Origin of the sequence: Pseudomonas sp. RA_5y_Pfl1_P24 (assembly GCF_963970945.1) — a bacterium.
In the GTDB taxonomy this organism is placed as follows: Bacteria; Pseudomonadota; Gammaproteobacteria; order Pseudomonadales; family Pseudomonadaceae; genus Aquipseudomonas; species Aquipseudomonas tritici.
In genome coordinates, this window is the sequence record NZ_CAXAOJ010000010.1 from 78,788 (window position 1) to 101,901 (window position 23,114).

The 23,114-nt window shown below is 60.0% G+C and carries 21 protein-coding genes and 3 pseudogenes; 13 read left to right on the plus strand and 11 right to left on the minus strand.

Features of this window, described 5'->3' with window-relative positions; translation table 11 throughout:
* Positions 1–95: 95 nt before the first annotated feature.
* Both AACY30_RS18460 and AACY30_RS18465 read left to right on the plus strand, forming a co-directional pair.
* Positions 96–344, plus strand: a pseudogene (locus AACY30_RS18460) (helix-turn-helix transcriptional regulator); the annotation flags it as partial.
* Positions 301–1,242, plus strand: coding sequence for an alpha/beta fold hydrolase (locus AACY30_RS18465; protein ID WP_339540900.1), 942 nt, complete (start codon positions 301–303; stop codon positions 1,240–1,242). The pseudogene AACY30_RS18460 and the gene AACY30_RS18465, both read left to right, overlap by 44 nt.
* A 63-nt stretch (positions 1,243–1,305) precedes the next feature.
* Here the strand turns inward: AACY30_RS18465 and AACY30_RS18470 are convergent, their stop codons facing one another.
* Entirely contained in the window at positions 1,306–2,256 is a 951-nt protein-coding gene (locus AACY30_RS18470) for an alpha-E domain-containing protein (protein WP_049708363.1), read from the minus strand.
* Between the two features lie 2 nt (positions 2,257–2,258).
* Complete coding sequence (locus AACY30_RS18475) at positions 2,259–3,668, minus strand: circularly permuted type 2 ATP-grasp protein (RefSeq protein ID WP_339469951.1); 1,410 nt, start codon at positions 3,666–3,668, stop codon at positions 2,259–2,261.
* 405 nt (positions 3,669–4,073) lie between these two features.
* Here AACY30_RS18475 and AACY30_RS18480 point away from each other — a divergent pair, with 405 nt between their 5' ends.
* The 3 genes from AACY30_RS18480 (at position 4,074) to AACY30_RS18490 (ending at position 5,058) form a co-directional block, all read left to right on the plus strand.
* A complete protein-coding gene (locus tag AACY30_RS18480) occupies positions 4,074–4,619 on the plus strand; it encodes a hypothetical protein (protein ID WP_339469949.1) in 546 nt (181 codons plus the stop codon).
* 80 nt (positions 4,620–4,699) lie between these two features.
* Positions 4,700–4,912 (plus strand): hypothetical protein, encoded by a 213-nt coding sequence (locus AACY30_RS18485; RefSeq protein ID WP_339540901.1) that lies wholly within the window; start codon positions 4,700–4,702, stop codon positions 4,910–4,912.
* An 11-nt stretch (positions 4,913–4,923) separates the two neighbouring features.
* A complete protein-coding gene (locus AACY30_RS18490) occupies positions 4,924–5,058 on the plus strand; it encodes a hypothetical protein (RefSeq protein ID WP_014718417.1) in 135 nt (44 codons plus the stop codon).
* An 80-nt stretch (positions 5,059–5,138) separates the two neighbouring features.
* On the opposite strand, the gene AACY30_RS18495 is transcribed toward AACY30_RS18490, so the two are convergent.
* From AACY30_RS18495 to AACY30_RS18505, 3 genes are read right to left on the minus strand one after another with little or no spacing between them, the layout of a single operon-like run.
* Positions 5,139–6,356 (minus strand): EAL domain-containing response regulator, encoded by a 1,218-nt coding sequence (locus AACY30_RS18495; RefSeq protein WP_339540902.1) that lies wholly within the window; start codon positions 6,354–6,356, stop codon positions 5,139–5,141.
* Positions 6,357–6,365: 9 nt separating this feature from the next.
* Positions 6,366–6,749 carry a response regulator gene (locus AACY30_RS18500; protein ID WP_339469945.1) on the minus strand — a complete coding sequence of 128 codons (384 nt, stop codon included), beginning with the start codon at positions 6,747–6,749 and terminating at the stop codon, positions 6,366–6,368.
* Complete coding sequence (locus AACY30_RS18505; RefSeq protein WP_339469944.1) at positions 6,734–8,074, minus strand: sensor histidine kinase; 1,341 nt, start codon at positions 8,072–8,074, stop codon at positions 6,734–6,736. Before AACY30_RS18505 ends, AACY30_RS18500 begins: the two co-directional genes overlap by 16 nt.
* Positions 8,075–8,397: 323 nt before the next feature.
* Here AACY30_RS18505 and AACY30_RS18510 point away from each other — a divergent pair, with 323 nt between their 5' ends.
* The 5 genes from AACY30_RS18510 to xylB are packed head-to-tail and all read left to right on the plus strand — an operon-like array spanning position 8,398 to position 14,356.
* Positions 8,398–9,930, plus strand: a complete 1,533-nt coding sequence (locus AACY30_RS18510) for a sugar ABC transporter ATP-binding protein (protein WP_339540903.1) — start codon at positions 8,398–8,400, stop codon at positions 9,928–9,930.
* Positions 9,923–10,900, plus strand: a complete 978-nt coding sequence (locus AACY30_RS18515; RefSeq protein ID WP_339420213.1) for an ABC transporter permease subunit — start codon at positions 9,923–9,925, stop codon at positions 10,898–10,900. Before AACY30_RS18510 ends, AACY30_RS18515 begins: the two co-directional genes overlap by 8 nt.
* A gap of 34 nt (positions 10,901–10,934) precedes the next feature.
* Positions 10,935–11,867: an ABC transporter substrate-binding protein gene (locus AACY30_RS18520; RefSeq protein WP_339469942.1), complete on the plus strand. Its 933-nt coding sequence runs from the start codon at positions 10,935–10,937 to the stop codon at positions 11,865–11,867.
* Between the two features lie 21 nt (positions 11,868–11,888).
* The gene (locus AACY30_RS18525) at positions 11,889–12,881 is read left to right on the plus strand and encodes a LacI family DNA-binding transcriptional regulator (protein WP_339469941.1); all 993 of its coding nucleotides are present in this window, start codon (positions 11,889–11,891) and stop codon (positions 12,879–12,881) included.
* A gap of 14 nt (positions 12,882–12,895) precedes the next feature.
* Positions 12,896–14,356 carry a xylulokinase gene (xylB, locus tag AACY30_RS18530; RefSeq protein WP_339540904.1) on the plus strand — a complete coding sequence of 487 codons (1,461 nt, stop codon included), beginning with the start codon at positions 12,896–12,898 and terminating at the stop codon, positions 14,354–14,356.
* Between the two features lie 32 nt (positions 14,357–14,388).
* Here xylB and AACY30_RS18535 read toward each other — a convergent pair whose 3' ends face one another.
* A complete protein-coding gene (locus AACY30_RS18535; RefSeq protein WP_049708345.1) occupies positions 14,389–14,829 on the minus strand; it encodes an Lrp/AsnC family transcriptional regulator in 441 nt (146 codons plus the stop codon).
* Positions 14,830–14,938: 109 nt separating this feature from the next.
* Here AACY30_RS18535 and AACY30_RS18540 point away from each other — a divergent pair, with 109 nt between their 5' ends.
* Complete coding sequence (locus AACY30_RS18540; RefSeq protein ID WP_339469938.1) at positions 14,939–15,844, plus strand: DMT family transporter; 906 nt, start codon at positions 14,939–14,941, stop codon at positions 15,842–15,844.
* On the opposite strand, the gene AACY30_RS18545 is transcribed toward AACY30_RS18540, so the two are convergent.
* Together AACY30_RS18545 and AACY30_RS18550 are read right to left on the minus strand one after the other, a co-directional pair.
* On the minus strand, positions 15,822–17,801 hold the full coding sequence (locus AACY30_RS18545; RefSeq protein WP_339469936.1) for a peptidase U32 family protein: 1,980 nt from the start codon (positions 17,799–17,801) through the stop codon (positions 15,822–15,824). The two genes, AACY30_RS18540 and AACY30_RS18545, sit on opposite strands and share 23 nt — an antisense overlap.
* Before the next feature lie 170 nt (positions 17,802–17,971).
* Entirely contained in the window at positions 17,972–18,352 is a 381-nt protein-coding gene (locus AACY30_RS18550; protein ID WP_339420219.1) for a RidA family protein, read from the minus strand.
* 329 nt (positions 18,353–18,681) lie between these two features.
* Between AACY30_RS18550 and AACY30_RS27555 the strand changes: the two are divergent.
* Positions 18,682–19,359: pseudogene (locus tag AACY30_RS27555) on the plus strand (PAS domain-containing protein); the annotation flags it as partial.
* Between the two features lie 111 nt (positions 19,360–19,470).
* Positions 19,471–19,947 (plus strand): annotated as a pseudogene (locus AACY30_RS27560) (methyl-accepting chemotaxis protein); the annotation flags it as partial.
* Between the two features lie 55 nt (positions 19,948–20,002).
* Here the strand turns inward: AACY30_RS27560 and AACY30_RS18560 are convergent.
* The 3 genes from AACY30_RS18560 to AACY30_RS18570 all read right to left on the minus strand — a co-directional run bounded on the left by AACY30_RS18560 (position 20,003) and on the right by AACY30_RS18570 (position 22,999).
* Complete coding sequence (locus AACY30_RS18560) at positions 20,003–20,872, minus strand: isocitrate lyase/PEP mutase family protein (protein WP_339469932.1); 870 nt, start codon at positions 20,870–20,872, stop codon at positions 20,003–20,005.
* 298 nt (positions 20,873–21,170) lie between these two features.
* A complete protein-coding gene (locus AACY30_RS18565) occupies positions 21,171–21,533 on the minus strand; it encodes a response regulator (RefSeq protein WP_065873108.1) in 363 nt (120 codons plus the stop codon).
* Between the two features lie 23 nt (positions 21,534–21,556).
* Positions 21,557–22,999, minus strand: coding sequence for an ATPase domain-containing protein (locus AACY30_RS18570; protein ID WP_339540906.1), 1,443 nt, complete (start codon positions 22,997–22,999; stop codon positions 21,557–21,559).
* Positions 23,000–23,114: the final 115 nt, after the last annotated feature.

The window sequence follows — 23,114 nt, forward strand, 5'->3', positions numbered from 1 at the left end:
CTCGTATTTTGCAGGATTGAAGGCGGGCGGCAACTGGGCGCTGGATTTTCCACCACCGGGTGGCATCAAGTTCAACGCGGTGGTGGAGGGGGAGTGTTGGCATGGCACCTCAGGCGTATCTGACCCGCTGGCGCATGCATTTGGCGGTACAGGCGTTGAACACCTCCAGCAGCAGTGTGTCCTGCATCGGCCAGGCATTGGGTTATCAGTCGGACAGCGCATTCAGCAGTGCTTTCAAACGTTTGATGAATTGCTCACCGCGAGAGTACCGCGAGCGGAAACTACACAAGGACGCCTCTGATGAACGCTACCCGGCAGCACAGGATCAAGGTCAACGGCATTGAGTTAAGTGTGCAGGTCACGGGAGCCGACGAAGGTCCGCCGATCTGGCTGCTCCACGGTTTCCCGGAATGCTGGCACTCCTGGCGCGAGCAGATTCGCGCATTGGCGGCTGCGGGTTACCGAGTGTTCGCCCCGGAAATGCGCGGCTACGGCCAGACAAGTTCGCCCGCGGCGATCGCCGATTATGATCTGCTGACCCTGTGCGGGGATATCCAGCAGGCCATGGACCATTTTGGCCATGCGCAGGTGGTGATGGTCGGCCATGACTGGGGGGCAGTGGTGGCCTGGCACCTGGCGCTGCTCGAACCCGAGCGTGTCACGCGCTTGATCACGATGTCCGTGCCATTCGCTGGGCGCGCGCGGCGTCCGGTGATCGAAATCATGCGCGAGCTGTATGCCGACCGTTTCAACTACATCCTGTATTTCCAGGCGCCTGGCGTTGCCGAGCAGGAGTTGAACGCTGACATCGAGCGCACGTTGCGCCTGTTCATGCAGGATCAGGATGTGTTTTTGCAAAAGAAACCGCCGAGCGCCAGGTTACTTGAAGGCGTTCCAGCCCCCGGCGCATTGCCGCAATGGTGTTCCCAGGCCGATCTGGACGTCTATGTAAAAACCTTCGCCGACCACGGTTTTCGTGGCCCGCTGAACTGGTACCGCAACTTCGAACGCAACTGGCAACGCACCGAATGCCTGGCTGGCCAGCAGGTGTTGCAACCCACGCTATTCCTCATCGGTGACCGCGACCCAGTCGGTGTGTTCGAGGCGCACACGCTCAAACGCATGACCGATTCAGTGCCTCACCTTGAACAACACGTGCTGCCCAACTGCGGCCACTGGATCCAGAACGAACAAAGCCAGCAGGTCAACACGCTGATGCTCGCGTTCCTACGAAAACCGTAACCCCAACCGATCAAAATGTGGGAGCGGGCTTGCCCGCTCCCACATTTTGATCGGCGTCGTGTTCTAAACCACTTCCAGATATGAACTATGAATCGCCTGCGCCAACTCCCGAACCGTGTCAATAAATTCCGTCAACCGGCTATGCAACCCATCCTCAAGAATCTCATCAATGCCCGTATACCTGAGCCGCGCCTCAAACTCCGCGGCCAACCGCTGCGCCGTGCGCCCGTAACTGCCGGGCAAGTCCGCCAGGATGTGACTCAACTCCTCGATACACGCATGCAACGAACGCGGCACATCGCTGCGCAACAACAGCAACTCTGAGACCGAGCGAGCATTCAACGCATTCGGATACAACTCGGTATACGCCTCGAACGACGACAACGCGCGGAGCAGGGCGCTCCATTGGTAATAACCGCGTGCCGACAAGTCACTGACTTCTTCCGACTCCTCGCCAAACATCTCATAGCGTGCATCCAGCAGGCGCAAGGTGTTATCCGCACGCTCTACGAAGGTGCCCAGGCGGATAAACCGATAGGCGTCATTGCGCATGATCGTCCCGGAGGTGGCCCCCCGGAACAGGTGCGAACGCTGCTTGACCCAATCACAAAAGTGGCTGATGCCATGCCGCGCCAGGCCGCCCGCGGCGATGCTGCGCATTTCCAGCCAGGTGGCGTTGAGGTTTTCCCACATGTCGGCGGTGATCCGCCCGCGTACCGCATGGGCATTGCCGCGCGCGGCGCGCAGGCAGTTGTAGATGCTGGCGGGGTTTTCTTCGTCAAGGGCGAAGAAGTGCAACATGCGCTCGGCATCCAGTTGCTTATGCCGCTCAAGGTAGTTGTCCAGGGTGCCGCTGCTGAGCAGCGACATGGCCAGTTCATCCAGGCCATCACTGCGCCCGGCCTGGGGCATCAACGACAGGGAATAACTGACCTCGAGCATCCGCGCCAGGTTCTCGGCGCGCTCCAGGTAACGGGACATCCAGTACAGGTCTGCGGCGGTTCTACTCAACATACTCAGTCCTCCACCACCCAGGTGTCCTTGGTTCCGCCGCCTTGCGACGAGTTGACGATCAGTGAGCCTTCCTTCAGCGCAACACGGGTAAGACCACCCGGTACCAGGCGGGTTTCCTTGCCCGACAGCACAAAGGGCCGCAGGTCGATATGGCGCGGAGCAATGCCGTTCTCGACAAAGGTGGGGCAGGTGGACAGGCTCAGTGTGGGTTGGGCGATATACGCGTGGGGTCGGGCCTTGATGCGTTGGCGGAAGTCCTCGATCTCGGCGGCGCTGGAGGCCGGGCCGACCAGCATGCCGTAGCCGCCGGAGCCTTGGGTTTCCTTGACCACCAGTTGCGGCAGGTTGGCCAGAACGTGGGACAGTTCATCGGGTTTGCGGCACTGGAAGGTCGGCACGTTTTGCAGCACCGGTTCTTCATCCAGGTAGAAGCGGATCATCTCGGGCACGTAGGGGTAGATCGACTTGTCATCAGCCACGCCGGTGCCGATGGCATTGGCCAGCACCACGTTGCCGGCGCAATAGGCGGCCACCAGGCCGGGCACGCCAAGCATCGAATCGGGGTTGAAGGCCTTGGGGTCGAGGAAGGCGTCGTCGATACGCCGGTAAATCACGTCGACCGGCTTGGGGCCGTCGGTGGTGCGCATGAACACCTTGAGGTCCTGCACGAACAAGTCCGCGCCTTCCACCAGTTCCACGCCCATTTCCCGGGCCAGGAACGCATGTTCGAAGAATGCACTGTTAAAGCGCCCTGGCGTCAGCACCACCACGTTGGGGTTGTCCAGGCGGCTGGAGCTTTTCAGGGTCTTGAGCAGCAGGTTGGGGTAATGGTCCACCGGCGCGATACGCTGCTTGGCGAACACCTCGGGGAACAGGCGCATCATCATCTTGCGGTCTTCGAGCATGTAGCTCACGCCGCTGGGGGTGCGCAGGTTGTCTTCGAGCACGTAGTAGGTGCCGTCACCATCGCGCACCAGGTCGACACCGGAAATATGCGAGTAGATGTCGCGGTGCAGGTCCAGGCCGACCATCGCCTTCTGATAACCCTCGTTGCCCAGCACCTGTTCCGCCGGAATGATCCCGGCCTTGATAATGCGCTGGTCGTGGTAGATGTCGGCAAGGAACATGTTCAGCGCGTTGACGCGCTGGATACAACCGCGTTCGATCAGGCTCCATTCACTGGCGGGGATGCTGCGGGGGATGATGTCGAAGGGGATCAGGCGCTCGGTGTCTTGCTCGTCACCATACAGCGTGAACGTAATCCCGGCGCGGTGGAAAAGCAAGTCGGCTTCACGGCGACGCTGGGCCAGCAGTTCCGGCGGCGTATTCGCCAGCCAGCGGGAGAAGTCTTGATAATGTGCACGGCACGCGCCGTTTGCGTCATTCATTTCATCGAAGAAAGATCGAGCCATTCCAGTACCTTGTCAGTGCCGAGGATTGCCAAGTGGCACTGCCGCTTCAAAAAACGCATTTTTATAAGGCCGTGGCTGAAGGTGCCAACCGGCCTGGTCCTTACTTTCTTATGGGGTCGGCTCTGGGTCGGTGGGTAACGAATGCTCCTGTAAGCGGGCAAGGCAGGTGAGTGATGAAAGGGTTAAGCAATGCCTGTGCCGAAACCACCAATAACCCTATTGCAGTGAGCGGGCTTGCCCCGCGCTGGGCTGCGCAGCGGCCCCCAAAAAAACGGGAGCGCTACGCACGCCAGCGCGGGGCAAGCCCGCTCACTACAAAATGCGCCAGATTGGTGCGCAAACTAACTTGAACTTCGCCAGCGCCCCTTCCTTCTAAACAGACTCGATCCAAAACGGAGCACGCATGTGCCCAGAATCATCTCCCCCCAATCCCCAGAATCTACCCTGACCGATCACAGTGAACACAACGCCAAGATCTTCGGCTCACCCAAAGACCGCCTCGACTTTTACCGGCGCGAGATACAGTACGAAACCACGATCCTGGCCAACCGCACCGACGCCTACCTGACGGCGCAGTCGTTCCTGGTGATCGCCTTTGTCTCTGGCATGGGCAACCTCAACCCGGAATGGGGCAAATTGTTCACACTGTTGGTCCCGCTGTTCCTGGCGCTCCTGGGCATTCTGAGCTCACTCAACGCGTGGCCCGGCATACGCGCGGCGTATGACATCATCGATCACTGGCACTTCAAGCAGAGCGAACTGCTGCGCAGCGAGCCGGTGATGGGCTTGGCTTATGACGAGTCGCCGCTGTTTTCCGAAGTGGAGTCCTCGCACAAGGGCTATCGCAAATCCTTGCTGTTCTCGGTGCGTACACCTTGGATCTTCATGGTGTTCTGGATAATGCTCGCCGCCTATGCGTTCTACATCCAGGTCGATAACCCAGGCTCTTAAGCAATTTGAACTTCATTGGCCAGGGCGTGACCTTACCTTTACGCAGGCAGTATTTTCCCAACACTGCGAAGAGGTGACCCATGAGCACACACGACGATCCCCAAGTCAGCGGGCGCAACGACCCGGCCATCGACGGCGGCGAACCCGCGCCAGGTACTGCAGCCGACGCGCCAAAAGATCCGGCACCGGCCAAAGACCCCAAGGCTGAAGAAAACGACTACAGTCCAGACTTCAAGTCTGAGCCGCAGCCCAAGGCTGAAACCGATGCCGATATCGATACCCAAGGCGGTTAGAGGAGACGGTGATGTCAAAAGAACTTGATGACGAACTCAACGACCCAGGCAATGAAGACCCTGGCTCGTTGATGGATGACGCAGAAGTGCCGCTCAACGATCTGGATGAAGCGGCGGATGTGGGCAATACCGAGAATCAGGACTGAGTGCTCGCCTGGCGCTCGCGGCGGCGTGCCGGATCCGTAGCGTCCCCTGGCATCCATGCACATGCAGTCAGAGGGACCTCTCAACGCTCCAGCAACAAGCGCTCCAAGGTTTCCACGGGTAACGGCCGGCTGAACAGGTAGCCTTGGATCTGATCACAACCGGCCTCCTTCAAGAACGCCAACTGCGCCCGGGTTTCCACGCCTTCAGCCACTACCCGCAGGTTGAGGCTGTGGGCCAGTTCAATGATGGTGCGGGTGATCGCCGCGTCCTGCGGGTTGCTGGTGACTTCGCGGATAAACGCAATGTCGATCTTCAACGTATCGATAGGAAAACGCCGCAGATACGCCAGGCTCGAATAGCCGGTGCCGAAGTCATCGATGGAAATCTTCACGCCCATCGCGTGCAGGCGCTGCAGGCTGGCGATGGTGTGCTGGGTGTTTTCCATCAAGGAGCCTTCGGTCAGCTCCACTTCGAGCCAATGCGGCTCGACCCCGGTTTGCGCCAGAGTGCGCGCGATATCGGCAATCAGGTCGCCTTCGATCAGTTGATGGCCGGAGACGTTCACCGACACCTCCACCGCACCAATGGCGCCACGTTGCCACTCGGCAATCTGTTGGCAAACCTGCTCTATCACCCAGCGTCCCACAGGTAAGATCAGCCCAAGGCGCTCCAATATCGGCACAAACACGGCCGGGGATACGGGGCCGTAGTCGGGCCTCTCCCAGCGCAGTAACGCTTCGAGGGCGCAAAGGCGGCCGCTGGCGATATCGACCTTGGGCTGGTAATGCACGGTGAAGTCTTCGCGCTCGACGGCGTGGCGCAAGGCATTTTCGAGGTCCTGAAGGGCCAAGTCATGCACGTTCACTCCCGTTTGCCGTTGCCCCAGCTCGCGCGAATGGCTTGCCAGGTCGCCACGCTCTTTGAGCCGCAGCAGGTTGCGCACTCGCAACCACAACTCGACACGTTCTACCGGCTTGCTGATGAACTCCTCGGCGCCGGCCTCCAGCCCGCTGACACGGGCGCTCTGCTCACTGAGGGCGGATAACATGATGATCGGGATACCCGCGGTGGTTTCATCACCCTTTAATTGGCTGGCGACTTCATAGCCGTCCATGTCCTGCATCATCACGTCGAGCAGGATCAGGTCCGGGGGCTGCTGCGCCACCAACTGCAAGGCTTCTTCACCGCTGCTTGCACTCAGGGTCTGGTAGCCTTCGTGCTGCAGCAGGGTTTCCAGGAGTTTGCGCACCTGGGGGTCATCATCAACGATCAACAACGTCGCGGGTTGGCTGGCCATGGAGCGGACTCATGTGAGGGGTCTGTTGGGCGTTTGCAGCAAGGTGTCGATCAGTTGGTACAGCTCTTTGTAACGCAACGGCTTGGTAATGTAGGCGTCACAACCGGCGAGCCGGGTCTTTTCGCGGTCTTCTTTCATCGCCATGGCCGTCAAGGCGACCACCGGGATGTGTGCGGTCAGCGGGTCTTGCTTGAGCAGCGCAGTGGCCGCCAAGCCGTCCATGCCGGGCAGTTGGATGTCCATCAGGATCAACGCCGGCTGTTGTTCGCGGGCCAGGGTCAGGCCGGTTTCGGCATCGGGTGCCCACAGCACCGTGTGGCCGGCATTCACTAACAACAGGCGCGCCAGGCGCATATTGGCTTCATTGTCTTCAATGATCAGGATCTCGGCCATGCTGCCTCCGGCGTGCGATGCAGCGGCAACCACGCGACAAACCGCGCGCCACAGCCTTCACGGCTGGCCACGGCTACACTGCCGCCGTGCAAATCCGTCAGTTGCTTGACCATCGCCAGCCCCAGGCCGGTGCCTTCGAATTTGCGCGCCAGGCTGCTGTCGATCTGGCTGAACGCCTTGAACAGCTTGCCCATGTCGCCTTCAGCGATACCAATCCCGGTGTCGCTGACGCTCAACTCGAGGAACTGTTGATGCGCACTGTCGGGCAAGTCGAAGCGGTACACCGGCCATTCGCCGGGAATCTGCCCGACCTGCTCGCGGGCCACCTGGCGCACCATCAGCGTCACTGAGCTGCCGTGCTCGCTGAACTTCACCGCATTGGCCAGCAGGTTGTAGACGATCTGCTTGGTCTTGCGCAGGTCCAGTTCCAGACAGCCGAAGTCTTCAGGGCTTTCCAGCTTCAGTTGAATACGTTGCAGCGCGGCCTTTTCCCGCACGATCAACAGACTGTTGGCCAACAAGCCGGAAAGCTCCGCGCTCTCCAGTTCCAGCTCCATCATGCCGGCCTCGACCTTGGACAGGTCGAGAATGTCGTTGATCAATGACAGCAAATGCTGGCCGCTGGTGAAGATATCACCGATGTACTCGCGCTGGGTCTCGCTCATTTCCCCGACCAGCCCGTCCTTGAGCGCCTCGGAAAAACCGATCACCGCATTCAGCGGCGTGCGCAGTTCGTGGGACATGGTGGCGAGGAACTCGGACTTCATGTGGCTGGCGTGCTCCAGCTCCAGGTTCTTCTCTTCCAGGGCGCGCTCGAAGCCTTTGCGTTCGGCTTCTTCCCGCTTGCGCGCGGTGTTGTCGGTGCCGATCAGCAGGTAACCGATGATCGTGTCATGCCGGTTACGCAAGGCGGTCACCGACACCATGGCCGACAGGCGACTGCCATCCTTGCGGATATAGGTCAGCTCGTAGATGTCTTCAATACCCCGGGAGGCCTTGAACACCAGCGCTTCGAACCCCGGCGTGATCGGCGTGTCCAGTTCCTGGCTGAGCGCGGCAGCGCGGGTGACCAGTTCGATGGGGTCGGAAATATCGGCGGGGGTGATGCGGTTGACCACATCGGCGGCGGCATAGCCGAGCATGCGTTCGGCGCCTACATTGAAGATTTGGATCACGCCTTTCTCATCGGTGGCGATGCTCGAGAAATAGGCGCTGTTGAAGATCGCGTCTTGCAGGGCGCCGGTCTTGAGCAGGGTTTTCTGGCGTTTGAACTCGACGATTTTTTCGGCGCGCGATTGCGGCTGTTCGGGGAGCGGTGTGTCCATCGCAGGGCGTTCCGTGGTGTCCAGGCCCGCCGTCGTCAATCGGCGATGGCGCAGAGCATGCTCACAGCAGATCGCTTGGCGGCGACGAGGAGGAGATGAGGTCCTTGGACAATAGCAGAGATTGTGGCGTTTTGATGGCTGAGCAAAGGAGAAATACCTTCGAATGGATATATTCGATCCGAAAACAGTGTTTTTCGAATTTAAACGTGATGAAACGTTTCATCTGTCGACAAATGGTCAACGCAAGCGCTTGCGTAAGAAAATGTATCTGAATTAGAGTCGGCCCACTTGATTACAAAAATAATAATCCCAGGAGCTCATTCATGAGCCTTGAACCCTTGCTTGAGATGCAGGGCATCAGCAAAACCTTCAATGGTTTGCGCGTGCTCAAGAATGTCGGCCTGAAGGTCTACCCCGGCGAAATCCATGCCTTGATGGGTGAGAACGGCGCCGGCAAATCGACCTTGATGAAAATCCTTTCCGGCGCCTATCAAGCCGACCCCGGCGGTGAAATCCGCATTGCCGGCCAGCCCATCCCCACCTTCGACCCTGCCACCGCCAAAGCTCTCGGCATTGCCGTGATCTATCAAGAACTGAGCCTGTGCCCGAACCTGAGCGTGGCCGAGAACATCTACCTGGGCCGCGAACTGCGGCGTGGCTGGACCATCGACCGCAAAGGCATGGAGGCCGGGTGCATCGAAGTGCTGCAACGCCTTGGCGCGGAGTTCACCCCGTCAACGCGGGTCAGCAGCCTGTCGATTGCCGAGCGCCAACTGGTGGAAATCGCCCGCGCCTTGCATGGCCACGCCAAGATCCTGGTGATGGACGAACCCACCACACCCTTGTCGTCCCGCGAGACCGATCGTTTGTTCGCGCTGATCAAACAGTTGCGCAGCCAAGGTTTGGCGATCATCTATATCAGCCACCGCATGGCCGAGATCTACGAGCTGTCGGACCGCGTCTCGGTGCTGCGTGACGGCCAATACATCGGCGAGCTGACCCGCGAGGCGCTGTCGGCCGACGTGCTCGTGAAAATGATGGTGGGCCGCGACCTGTCGGGGTTCTACAAGAAGGAACACGCCGCGTATAACCCCGGCAACGTGGTGATGCGCGTGCGCGACATGGCTGATGGCAAGCGCGTGCGCAGCTGTAGTTTCGACCTGCATGCCGGCGAAGTGCTCGGGATTGCCGGCCTGGTCGGGGCAGGGCGCACCGAACTGGCACGGCTGATCTATGCCGCCGACCCACGCACCTCCGGCACCTTGGAAGTAGTCGGCAAGACCATCACCCAACTGCGCACCCCGGCGGATGCGATTCGCGCCGGCGTCGTTTACCTCACCGAAGACCGCAAGGCTCAGGGCCTGTTCTTGGACATGAGCGTGGCGGACAACATCAATGTCTGCGCGTGTGTACCGGATGCCCATGCCGGTGGTGTGCTCGATCGTGGCCATGCGGCGCAACGCGCCAGGGACGCGATCAAGTCACTGTCGATTCGCGTGGCGTCGGGCAAGGTCAATGTCGGCGCGCTGTCCGGCGGCAATCAGCAAAAGGTGCTGCTGGCGCGGCTGTTGGAGGTCAAGCCGCATGTGCTGATCCTCGACGAACCCACACGCGGCGTGGACATCGGTTCCAAGTCCGAGATCTACCGCATCATCAATCAACTGGCGCAAGCCGGTGTGGGCATTGTGGTGATTTCCAGCGAGTTGCCGGAAATCATCGGCACCTGCGACCGCGTGCTGATCATGCGCGAAGGCCAGTTGGTGGCTGAAGTCGGCGGGGCGTCGGGCCAGGTTATTTCCCAAGAACGTATTATTGACCTCGCCACCGGTGGCGATCAGGTGGTTGCCCATGGCTGAATTGAACGTTGCAACAATAGGTAAAGCTGAACGCGCACGCGAGTTGATGCGCACCGTCGGCATGTTGCCGGTACTGATCCTGTTGCTGGTGGGCTTTGCCCTGGCCAGCGAGAACTTCCTGACAGTGCAGAACCTGTCGATCATCTCTCAGCAGGCCTCGGTGAATGTGGTGCTGGCGGCAGGCATGACCTTTGTGATCCTCACGGCGGGTATCGACCTGTCGGTGGGCGCGATCCTGGCCGCGTCGGCGGTGGTGGCGTTGCAAGCGTCGATGTCGCCGCAATTCGGCATGTTCGGGATTGCTGCCGGTATTGGCTTCGGGCTGTTGCTGGGCCTGGTCAACGGCGGATTGATCGCCTTTATGCGCCTGCCGCCGTTTATCGTCACCCTCGGCGCACTCACCGCCATGCGCGGTTTGGCGCGCCTGCTGGCCGATGACAAGACCGTTTTCAACCCCGACCTGCCGTTTGCGTTTATCGGCAATGACTCGGTGCTCGGTGTGCCCTGGCTGGTGATCATTGCCGTCGCGGTGGTAGCGCTGTCGTGGTTCATCCTGCGCCGGACGGTGATGGGCGTGCAGATCTACTCGGTGGGCGGTAACCCGGAAGCGGCGCGATTGTCGGGGATCAAGGTGTGGAAGGTGCTGCTATTCGTCTACGCCATGTCCGGTGCGTTGGCCGGGCTGGGCGCGGTGATGAGCGCTTCGCGCCTGTTCGCGGCCAACGGCCTGCAACTGGGGCAATCCTATGAGCTGGACGCGATTGCCGCGGTGATCCTCGGTGGCACCAGCTTTACCGGCGGCGTCGGCACCATCGGCGGCACACTGATCGGCGCGCTGATCATCGCGGTACTCACCAACGGCCTGGTGCTGCTAGGTGTGTCGGATATCTGGCAATACATCATCAAGGGCATCGTGATCATTGGCGCAGTCGCGCTGGATCGTTATCGCCAGTCCGGTGCTCGGACCTGATTTCACTCATACAACAATCACAAGAGAGACCCGCATGAACGTCAAACGTATCTTTCCCGTTATTGCCTTGGCTGCCTTGATGTCCCAAGCCGTCGAAGCGCGCGAACTCAAAGCCCTCGGCATCAGCATGGGCTCGCTGGGCAACCCGTATTTCGTGACCCTGGCCGATGGCGCCACCGCGCGGGCCAAGGAGCTAAACCCCAACGTCAAGGTCACCTCGGTGTCGGCCGACTATGACTTGAGCAAGCAGTTTTCGCAGATCGACAACTTTATCTCGTCCAAGGTCGACCTGATCCTGATCAACGCGGTAGACCCGTCCGCCATGGCCTCGGCCATCAAAAAAGCCCGCGACGCGGGCATTGTCGTGGTCGCCGTGGATGTCGACGCCAAGGGCGTGAACGCCACGGTGCAGACCGACAACGTCGAGGCCGGCAAGCTGGCCTGCCAGTACCTGGTGGATAAGCTCGGCGGCAAGGGCAATGTGATCATCCAGAACGGCCCGCAAGTCACTGCTGTGACCGACCGCGTCAAAGGGTGCAAGGCGGCACTCGCCAGTGCGCCGCAGATCAAGGTGCTGTCCGATGACCAGGACGCCAAGGGCTCGCGCGAAGGTGGCTTGAACGCCATGCAGGGTTACCTGACGCGCTTCCCGAAAATCGACGGCCTGTTCGCGATCAACGACCCGCAAGCCATCGGCAGTGACCTGGCGGCCAAGCAACTCAAGCGCAGCGGCATCATTATTACCTCAGTGGACGGCGCGCCGGATATCGAGAATGCGCTGAAGACCGACACGCAAATCCAGGCGTCCGCCAGCCAGGACCCTTGGGCCATGGCGCAGACCGCGGTGGACGTGGGCAATGACATTCTCAACGACAAAGCCCCAGCCGAAGCGGTGACCCTGCTCACGCCAAAACTGATCACCCGTGACAACATCGGTACGTACAGCGGTTGGTCGAGTAAACGTTGAATCAGTGAGAGGAACAGCGCCGTGGTCACCATGGATGACGTCGCAAGCAGGGCGGGGGTGTCGACATCAACGGTGTCCCATGTGTTGAACGGTACCCGCAAGGTCAGCCCGGCCACGGTGCAAGCGGTGCAGCAGGCAATCCAGGCACTGGGGTACATCCCCAACACCCTGGCGCGCTCGCTGGCGCGGTCAAGTACCAGCACGATTGGCGTGGCGATCTCGGCGCTGTCCAACCATTACTTCAGTGAAACGGTGCACGCGATTGAAACCGAATGCGCCAAGCACGGTTACATGATGCTGTTTGTCGACACCCACGACGACCCGGAGCAGGAGCTGCGGGTGGTCACGGCGCTGCATCATCGGCGTGTCGACGGGATTGTGCTGGCCCCCTCGAACGGCTCAAAAGCGCTGGAATACCTGCGGGCCAACGAGATTCCAGCGGTGCTGGTGGACCGCATGATGAGCGAGCAGTTTGACCAGGTCGGGGTGGACAACGCCGAGCCCACCCAGGCCCTTATTGAACATTTGATCGCCCATGGTCACCGCCGCATTGGCTTTATCGCCGGGCGCGAGGGGTTCAGCACCACCGATGAGCGAGTGGCCGGTTACCGCGCAGCGTTGCACGTGGCGGGGCTGGCGTTTGATCCACAACTGTTGGTCAATGGCGGCTCCAACACCGAGCCGGCACGCCTGGCCACGGCGCAGTTGCTGGGCCTGGCCGCGCCGCCCACGGCAATCATGGCCGGCAACAACCTGATGACCCTTGGTGCCATGCACGCGCTGCGTGACGCACATATCGCCGTGCCGGGGCAGATGGCCTTGGTCGGCTTTGATGATTTTGACTGGGCGGACTTTTTCGTGCCGCGCCTGACCTTGATCGCTCAACCGGTCAAGGCACTCGGCGCTCGCGCTGTCGGCCTGTTGTTGCAGCGCATGGCTTCGCCCACGGCACCGCCCCAGAGCGTGCGCCTGGCGCCAACCCTGCAATTGCGTGACTCATGTGGCGGTAGTTGATTGGAAAATTACGTATGAACCTGCCTGTTTCCCTCGGATTAGACCTCGGCACCTCTGAACTCAAGGCCATCCTGATGGACCTTGACGGTAGGGTGCTGGCCCACGCTGGCGTGCGTTTGAGTGTGTCGCGGCGCCACAGCGGCTGGTCCGAGCAAGCGCCGGAAGATTGGTGGCAGGCGTGTGTTAAGGCGTTGGGGCAACTGCGTGCGCACGAGGGGTTTGGGCGTGTGGCGTGTATCGGCCTGTCCGGGCAAATGCACGGTGCTGTGTTGTTGGGGGATGACAACCGCGTGTTGTATCCCGCAATCCTGTGGGACGATTCCCGCGCGATCACTGAAGCTGAACAGTTGGGGGCGGGGTTTGCCGACGTCACGGGCAGCCTGCCCATGGCCGGGCTCACGGCGCCGAAATTGCTCTGGTTGCAACAGCATGAGCCTGCGGTATTCAAGGCCATCGACTGTGTGCTGTCACCCAAGGACTACCTGCGTTTGCGCCTGAGTGGCGAGCGTATCAGCGAGATGTCCGACGCTGCCGGGACGTTGTGGCTGGATGTGGCACAGCGTGAGTGGTTCGCCCCGATGCTGCGCGCTACGGGCCTTGTGCCGGAACAGATGCCCAGGTTGGTCGAAGGCGGCGCCGCGAGTGCGGGTTTGACGGCGACCGAGCTGGGGCTGTCGACTGACGTAGTGCTTGCGGGCGGCGGTGGCGATAACCCGGTGGCCGCCGTGGGTATCGGTGCGATCAACGCAGGCGATGGCTTCATCACCCTCGGCACCAGCGCGGCGATTGTCGCAATCACTGACCACGCTGCCGGCAACCCGGCCAGTGCCGTGCACAGCTTCTGCCATGCGTTACCCAACCGTTGGTACACCATGGGCGCGATGCTGGCCGGTGCCAGTTGCTTGCGCTGGGTGACGCGGCTGACCGGCACGGCGGATGAGCAAACGTTGTTGGGCCAGGTGCAACTGCAGTTGCCAATCGGGCAGCCTGTGCCTTTGAACACACCGCTGTTTCTACCGTACCTCGCCGGTGAACGTACCCCCCATAACGATCCGTTGCTGCGCGGTGGGTTCATGAGCCTGGGCCATGACTGCACGCCCGCCATGCTCGGCTACGCGGTGATGGAAGGTGTGGGCTTCGGTTTGCTCGATGCCTTGCACGCCGTGCAATCGGCGGGTGCGAGTGTGGGGGCATGCGCCCTGGTGGGGGGCGGGGCGCGCAGTGAATACTGGGCACAGTTGCTGGCGAATATCCTGCAGCGAGAAATCTTCACCTTGCACGGCAGTGAGTTGAGTGCGTGTATTGGCGCGGCGAAGCTGGGGTTCCTGGCGATTGGGCAGGGGGAGGCGTTGTTGCAGGCAGGGATGCCCGTGAAGGCGAGGTATTTGCCAGATGCAAATCAACGGTCAGTGCTGGATGCGCGTTATCGTAAGTTCCGAGGCTTATTGGCAGCAGCCAAAATACTGCACGAATAAACGAAACAGTTCTAATTGTGGGAGCTGCCCCGTTAATCCCCCAGTGGCGGCAATCGCCGTTTCACCGGGGTCTTCTTGACGATCGCCGTGTTGGTTTCGGCATACGCGTTAAGCCGGTCAAGCAAACTGTCCAGATGATCCATGGTGCGCACATGCAGCCGCGCAATAAAACAATCCTCGCCCGTGACCTTGTCGCACTCCGTGAACTCGGGGATCGCCTGGATCTGGCGCTCCACCTCCTGCAATTTGCCGGGTAACGGGCGGATACGCACGATGGCCTGCAACAGGTAGCCAAAATGCTTGGGGTCGATATCCACGGTGTAGTGGGTCAACACGCCGCGCTCTTCAAGACGCCGCAAACGCTCGCCAACACTGGGCGAGGACAGCCCGGTAATGCCGGCCAGGGCCTTGAGCGACAAGCGTGAGTCGTCCATCAAAGCGGCGATCAGTTGCTGGTCGATGGTGTCAATCATGGGGTCCGCCTAATAAGTAAAGGTCATCCAGGTGTTTGACCTTTTTTAGTCACTGGAGCCGCTCTCAAGCAGATTGCCATAATTGAGCCCCACTTGAGGAGCCTTAATCATGGACACATCCATTCGTCGCGGGTCGTGGGAAATGGTCGCCGCCATGCTGATCTCGGGCACCATTGGCTGGTTTGTATTGGTCTCTGGCGTGTCGGTGATCGAAGTGGTGTTCTGGCGCTGCGTGATCGGCGGGCTGACACTGTTGCTGGTGTGCGCGATGTTCGGGTACTTGCGTCTGGACCTGCTCAGTTGGGCCAAGGTCGGGCTGGCGATGCTCAGTGGCGTGGCGATTGTCGGTAATTGGTTGTTGCTGTTTGAGTCCTATTCCCACGCGTCAATTGCCATCAGTACGGCGGTGTACAACGTGCAGCCGTTCATGTTGGTGATGTTGGCGGCGGTGTTCCTGGGTGAAAAAATCACCGTGCAGAAGCTCGCGTGGCTGAGCGTGGCGTTTCTCGGGATGTTGGCGATTGTTACCGCCCATGGCGATCAGCAGAGCAGCGGCGGGGATTACCTGGCGGGTATCGCGCTAGCGTTGGGCGCAGCGTTTTTGTATGCAATTGCGGCGTTGATCATCAAGCGTTTGAAAGACGTACCGCCGCATTTGATGGCGTTGATCCAAGTTGCAACCGGGGCGGTGCTGCTGGCGCCTTTGGTGCCCTGGAGCGGCCTGCCAACTGCGCCAAACGCCTGGGCCGCACTGGTAACGCTTGGCGTAGTGCACACCGGCTTGATGTATGTGTTGTTGTATGGCGCGATCCAGAAGTTGCCGACGGCCATTACCGGCGCGCTGTCGTTTATCTACCCGATCGCGGCGATCTTCGTCGACTGGATTGCCTTCGGGCATCGCCTCGGCTGGCTGCAATGGCTGGGGGTAGCGGCGATTCTGCTGGCGGCTGCGGGGTTGCAGCGGGGCTGGTGGTGGCCCCGCTCCCACAGGGTTAGTGCGTGCCCTGAAAGATGATGTTTTGCGGGTTGAAATGCTCCACCGCGCTGCCCGGTTGCGGCAAGCCAAGGATATGCCCCTTGATCTTGCCCACCACGTGCATCTCGCACGGCTTGCAGTCGAACTTCAAGGTCAGCACTTCATCGCCATGGATCAACTGCATCGGCGCTACCTTGGTCTTCACACCGGTGACACCCTTGGCCTGTTTGGGGCACAGGTTGAACGAGAAACGCAGGCAGTGCTTGGTGATCATCACCGGCACTTCGCCGGTTTCTTCATGGGCTTCGAAGGCGGCGTCGATCAGCTTCACACCGTGACGGTGGTAGAAGTCGCGGGCTTTCTGGTTGTAGACGTTGGCCAGGAACGACAAGTGCGCTTCCGGGTAAACCGGCGGCGGCGTGGTTTCGGCTTTGCGGCCACCGCGCGGATGAGCGGCGATGCGGGCGGCGGTCAGCGCTTCAATCACTTCGCGGCGCAGTGCCTTGAGCTGTGAGTTGGGGATGAAGAACGCTCGCGGTGCATCCAACTGGATGTCTGTCGCGTGGTATTCAGTGGTCCCCAGTTGGCCGAGCAGGTCGCGCAGGGTGTCCAGCGCCTGTTCCGGCTTGTTGGCCACGCCGAACGGGCCGGGCAGGGTGACGCTGGCGCTGATGCCTTCTTCGCTGGTCGCGGTGACTTCCAGTTGGTCTTCACGCAGGCGAGCGGCCCACGCCAGGCCGATACGGCGCTCGGCGGAGGTCTTTTGCAAGGCCTGCTGCCAGTTATGATCCAGGTTGCGGTTCAGCGGATGGTTCGGGCGCAGTTGATGCAGGCCGGCCGGCATTTCATTCGGCTCGACGCGGTAGCGGTAGCGTTTCTCGCCGTCTTCCTCGAACTCGCCTTTAGGCTCAGCGATGTTGGCGCGGAAACCCACGACTTCACGCTTGACCAGCACATTGAGGCCGTCGCCGTTGGACAGCGGCTCATGGGTGACAACCTGCAAATCACGCTTGCCAGCTTTTTCCACCACACCCACCGGCAAGCCGGTAAACGTCGGGGTGTCGAAGGCGCCGATGTCGATCTTGCGGTCGCTGACGAAATAATCAGTGCTGCCACGGTGGAAGGTTTTTTCCGGGTCGGGCAGGAAGAAATGCGCCGTACGGCCGCTGGAAGCGCGAGCCAGGTCCGGGCGGTCTTCAAGAATCTCGTCGAGACGCTGGCGGTAATAGGCGGTGATGTTCTTCACATAGCCCATGTCTTTGTAGCGGCCTTCGATCTTGAACGAGCGCACGCCGGCTTCGACCAGGGCGCGCAGGTTGGCGCTCTGGTTGTTGTCTTTCATCGACAGCAGGTGCTTTTCAAAAGCCACGACGCGGCCCTGGTCATCCTTCAAGGTGTATGGCAAGCGGCAGGCCTGGGAGCAGTCGCCACGGTTGGCGCTGCGGCCATTTTGCGCGTGGGAAATGTTGCACTGCCCGGAGAACGCTACGCACAGGGCGCCGTGGATAAAGAACTCAATGGCCGCATCGGTTTCATCAGCGATAGCGCGGATTTCCTGCAGGTTCAGCTCACGGGCCAATACCAGCTGCGAGAAACCGGCCTGGTCGAGGAACTTGGCGCGGCCGAGGGTACGAATGTCGGTCTGGGTGCTGGCGTGCAGCTCGATGGGCGGAATATCCAGCTCCATCACGCCCAGGTCTTGCACGATCAATGCATCGACGCCGGCGTCGTAAAGCTGATGGATCAGCTTGCGCGCGGGTTCCAGCTCGTTGTCATGCAGGATGGTGTTGATAGTGGTGAACACCCGCGCGTGGTAGCGGCGTGCGAACTCCACCAGGGAAGCGATCTCGCTCACTTCGTTACAGGCGTTATGGCGCGCGCCGAAGCTCGGGCCGCCGATGTAGATGGCGTCGGCGCCATGCAGGATGGCCTCGCGCGCGATAGCGACATCGCGGGCAGGGCTGAGCAATTCGAGGTGATGCTTGGGCAAGGACATAGTTTTTTTAGTCAGGCTTGTCACGGTTGAGGCGCGCATTGTAGCTGTGAAACGCTGGGCAGGCACCTACCGCAGGGCCGACCGCCGGTGCTCCCCATGCTTTGAGGGGGCAAACCCAATCAACTGTGGGAGCGGGCTTGCTCGCTCCCACATTGTTGACCGAGTGCGGCTTAGGCCTTGGCAGCCATCGCGGTGACTTCCACACGCATGCCTTCTACCGCCAACGCCGCCACACCCACCGCCGCGCGCACGGGCCAGGGCTTGGCGAAGAAGCGTTTGTAGACTTCATTAAAAGCGGCGCGATCGGCCATGTCGGTGAGGTAGATGGTCAAGTGCATCACCCGGTCCATCGAGCTGCCAGCCTTTTCCAGCGCGACCTTCAAGGCTTCTAGCGTGCATTCGCTTTGCAGGGTGATGTCGCCCAGTTCCAGGCTGCCATCAGCGCGGGTCGGGATCTGGGTGGACACCAGTATGCCGTTGAAGCCGATCACATCCGATGAAATCGAGTCGGCATCTGGATCAGGGGTGTAGTGCAGGTCGTGGTTGGCCATGGGCGCCTCGCGTTGGCAGGTTCAGAAAGGCGCCCATGGTCCTCGAAAACGACAGCAGGGGCAAACTACGCCCAGCGGCGGAACAGCACACTGGCACTGCTCGACGCAAAGCCCTGAATGACGGGGGCTCCAGCAATAATCTGGCGCCAGAAAATAAAATTTTTTTCCCCGTCAAGTCGCGTATTACGCAGCCGATAGCCAATAAAGAAATCAGTTTTCCGCACGGCTGAGGGTACGTCATGTTCAATAAAGCACTCAAAACAGAACTGGCGGCCAGGAAGGCCGAATCCACCGAGTACAAAGGACTGATCGTCGCACTGGAACGCTCCATGGCCGTGGTCGAATTTGACCTCAATGGCAAGGTGCTGCTGGCCAATGATAACTTTCTCAAGACCATGGGCTACAGCGCTGCTCAATTGAGCGGCAAATCCCACCGCGACTTTTGCTTGCCGGCGCTGACCAGCAGTTCGGCCTACAGCCAATTCTGGAGTGATTTGAAGGCGGGCAAATTTGTGTCAGGCACCTTCAAGCGGGTCGATGCCAACGGCAAGACGGTCTGGCTGGAAGCGAGCTACAACCCGGTCCTGGATGAACGCGGCCAGGTACTGAAAGTGGTCAAGTACGCCTTGGACGTCACCGCCAAAGTGGAACAGGAAGCGGCCGCTTCCAGCAAACTGGTCGCGCTGGACCGGGCGATGGCCGTGATCGAGTTTGACCTCGGCGGCAACGTATTGGACGCGAACGCCAACTTCTTGAGCGTGATGGGTTATTCGCTGGCGGAACTCAAAGGCAAACACCACCGCCTGTTTTGCGAACCGACCCTGGTCAACAGCGGTGAATATGCCGACTTCTGGGGGCGCCTGAACAATGGCGAATTTTTCACCGGGCAGTTCAAGCGCCTGGGCAAACATGGCCGTGTGGTATGGCTGGAGGCCAGTTACAACCCGGTTTACGATGGCGACGGCAAGTTGATCAAGATCGTCAAGTTCGCCAGCGACATCACCGAGCGTGTGGAGAAGTTCGAGGAAGATTCCCGTGGCGCTTCACGGGCCTACCATATTTCGTCCGAAACCGAGCGTTTTGCCGAGCATGGCACCCAGGTGATCCAGGAAACCGCCAGTGAGATGCGCCGCATCGCCGACAACATTGGCGCTTCTGCGCGACTGGTCGGGCAACTGGGCGATCGTTCGGAGCAGATCACCGCTATCGTCAACACCATTCGCGGTATCGCCGATCAGACCAACCTGTTGGCGCTGAACGCTGCTATTGAGGCGGCGCGTGCGGGCGATCAAGGGCGCGGCTTTGCGGTAGTGGCCGATGAAGTGCGGCAACTGGCCGGGCGCACCAGCCGTTCCACGGCGGAAATCGCCGAGATGATCGGCATGATCCTCTCGGAAACCCGCGACGCCGTCACCAGCATGAACGCCACCCAGGAAGGCGCCCAACGCGGTGTCAACCTGGCCGATCAGGCGGGCTCGGTCATCCTGCAGATTCGCACCAGCACCAGCGACGCGGTGGAGGCCGTGAGCATGTTTGCGTCGAAGCTGGATGAATCGGAAGTGATTCCGAAGACCGCGGTGGGCTGGGTGGGCTGATAGCGGTAACTCTGTGAAGAGGGAGGAGGGGAATCCCCTCGTTCCGGCTTGGGGATTACTCTTTGACGTCCATGAACTCTTGCGCCCAGGCCACGTAGCTTTCCGGCAGCGTGTAGGTGTGCGTCAGCTCGGTGGCACTGAGGTTTGACGTACTGTGAGTCAGTTGGCGTTGGGCACGAAGGCTGTCATAGGTAGCCTTGATCGCGGCAAAGTAAGCGCCGTGACCAGCCACCACTACGCGTACACCCAGGCTCGCCAGACGCCGGGCATCGTTGAGTTTGGGATTGGCGTAGGTTACCAGCATCAGAGGTACGGTGAGGTTCTCGGCGATCTTTTCCAGGTGTTCGAAGTCACTGACACCCACCATGCAAATCCCATCGGCACCGGCTTTCTGATAAGCCAGGGTCCGCTCGATAACCGCTTCAGTCGGCAACACGCCCGCGTTGGTTCGGGCAATGATCGACAGCTCTGGATCAACCCGTGCCTCCAGCGCAGCCCGCACCTTGCCGATGCCTTCTTCAATGGAGATCAGGTCAGTGGACTTACGCCCGAATTGCGCCGGCAGCAACGTGTCTTCAATCGTCAACGCGGCCACACCGGCGCGCTCAAGTTCTTCGACAGTACGCATTACGTTCAGCGCGTTACCATAGCCGTGGTCAGCGTCAGCGATAAACGGCAGCTGGGCCACGCGACCGATGCGGGTGGCCTGTTCAACGAACTCACTCAGGGTGATCAGCGCGAAATCGGGTGCGGCCAGTACCTGCAACGAAGCGACCGAGCCCCCAAGGATGCCGACTTCGAAACCCAGGTCGGCGGCGATACGCGCCGACATTGGGTCGAATACGGAGGCGGTTTCAACGCACGCTGGGGTGGCTAGCAATTCACGGAATTTGCGGCGCAAGGCTGAGTGAGAGAGTTTCGGCATGTTCTTTCCTGGTTCTGGTCATCGTCGAGTGACGATCAATGTCTATTCGTGGTGGTGCGAGATTAACACGCCAGGAAACAGGGGATTATGACGTTTAAGGAAGCCGTATGCGTTTAACGCATACCGCTTCCTGGAACAGTCCATAGACGCGTTAATGAATATGGACAGGTTCGAAGTTGCCGTTGTCACTGTGATTACGGAGTTTTGATCAACCGGAGCGCCCATCCAGCGCGATAAACGCACAGGCAAGAGGAGGGCGCCTTCGCTGCATCGCCGACACCTGCCAAAGGTTCGGCATTCAAGCAGGGGTCAACAGGCGTCGTACTTCGGCGATGATCAAATCAATCTTGAAGGGCTTATCCAGCACTGCATCAAACAAGTCTGATCTTTCCATGCCGACATGGGCTTGCGCACCACTCACCAGAATAATAGGCAAGTGATTGAGCGACGGCAGCGCACGTACGGCCGTGGCGAACTCGAGGCCGTCCATAACGGGCATCATGAAGTCGGTAATGATCAACGCTGGCCGCTCGCGCTCCAGCACTTCAAGGCCTTTGCGACCATTACCGGCCTTAACGACCATGAATCCTTCATCCTCCAGCGCATAGCCGAGAATATCGGCGATCAAGTATTCGTCGTCGACGACAAGGATGGTGGACATGTCAATTCAACCTACCCAAGTACTTATAATGCCGAGCCTGGCAGCGCAGAGTGTGCGGGAACTGAGGATGCATGTCGGAAAACCTTTCTCAGTTCAACGGTTTGGTCACGGATAACGACCTCAAGCAATGAGGTGTCGTAGCAGCTGTCTCTCACTTTAAGAATGGAAAGCGTCCTCTTAAGTTCAGATTGAATTTCCTGGAAGCGCATCAACATCAGGTTGTCGGCAATGCTGGACAGTTCAGAGGCCGGTGCGCTGACCTCGGAGCCGACAAGGTCGTGGATCTCGATGGATGCAAATACCGTGACGCCCCTGCAACGCAGCTCATTCATCAGCGCGCTATAGAAGTCGGTGATGCGCGCGGGATTATTCGACACACGGGTCATCCCGCTCAAACTGTCAATGAACAGACGCTTGATCCCTTTCTCCTCGACGACGCGCAACACACGTGCACCCAGCCCGTCGAGCAAACCTTCGGTTGTCGGTTGCCAGGCGATCGTCAGCGCTCCACTGTGTTCCAGCTGTTTGATATCGATGCCCAACGACTCACCCTTCAGGCGCAAGCGCTGAGGGCTTTCATAGAAACCAAAATGCAGGCCGGGCGACTCCACCGTTGACTCAGCCAGAAACTTGAGGCCCAGGGTGGTCTTGCCGATCCCTGATGGCCCCATCACCAGCGTGACGCTGGAACGGTGCAGGCCGTCATGCAGGATCTCATCCAACGACCCGATGCCACTGGGGATACGCGTGAGGTCGGCGTCGTCGTGTGAAGAAGGGTAGCTATAGAGGCTTTCCAGACGCGGATAGACCATCAGGCCGTCGTCAGTGATTTCACACTCATGCAGGCCGGTCAGCGCGCCGCTGCCTCGGGTCTTGCGCAATTGAATCCGCCGGACCGAACGCGTACCGAACAACGCCTCACCCATTTCGATTACACCGTCGACCATCGTGTGCTCGGGGCTACCGTCATCCAATCGCGAGCTGGTCAGGAACAGGACGGTGCAACCGGCAAAGGCGGCGTGACCTTGCAGTTCAGAAATGAATTTCTTGGTATCGATCGGGGAGTCGGCTTTGGAGCGCGCGTTGAGTAAACCGTCTACGACCAAGACCGTTGCCTTCTGCCGGCTGATTTCGCGCCGTAGCAGCTTGACCACTTCATCAAGACCTTCGTTTTCCAGTGTGTCAAACGCGCTGACGAACTGAATTTCTGCGCCCACCCGGGCTGCGTCAAAGAAGCTCAAGGTCGACAGGAACTGGAACAGCCGGTCATGGGATTCGGCCAGCAGCGTGGCAACCAAGACACGCCCGCCGTTGCGCGCATGGTGGAACCCAAGCTGGTTGGCCAGAATGGTTTTGCCGGACCCAGGGCGACCCTGAATGATATAAGAGGCCCCAGCGACCAGTCCGCCCTTGAGCAGTACATCCAACCCTTCGATTCCGCTTTGAAGGCGATTTAGCTTTTCCACAGTACGACCCTGATCGTTAAACCCAATGGGCAGGATGCTAACGCCATTCGAGCGTTGGGGCTATTCAGGATTTGCATAGAAGCCGCCGTGGCGTCTAGCTACCAACCGATGTGAA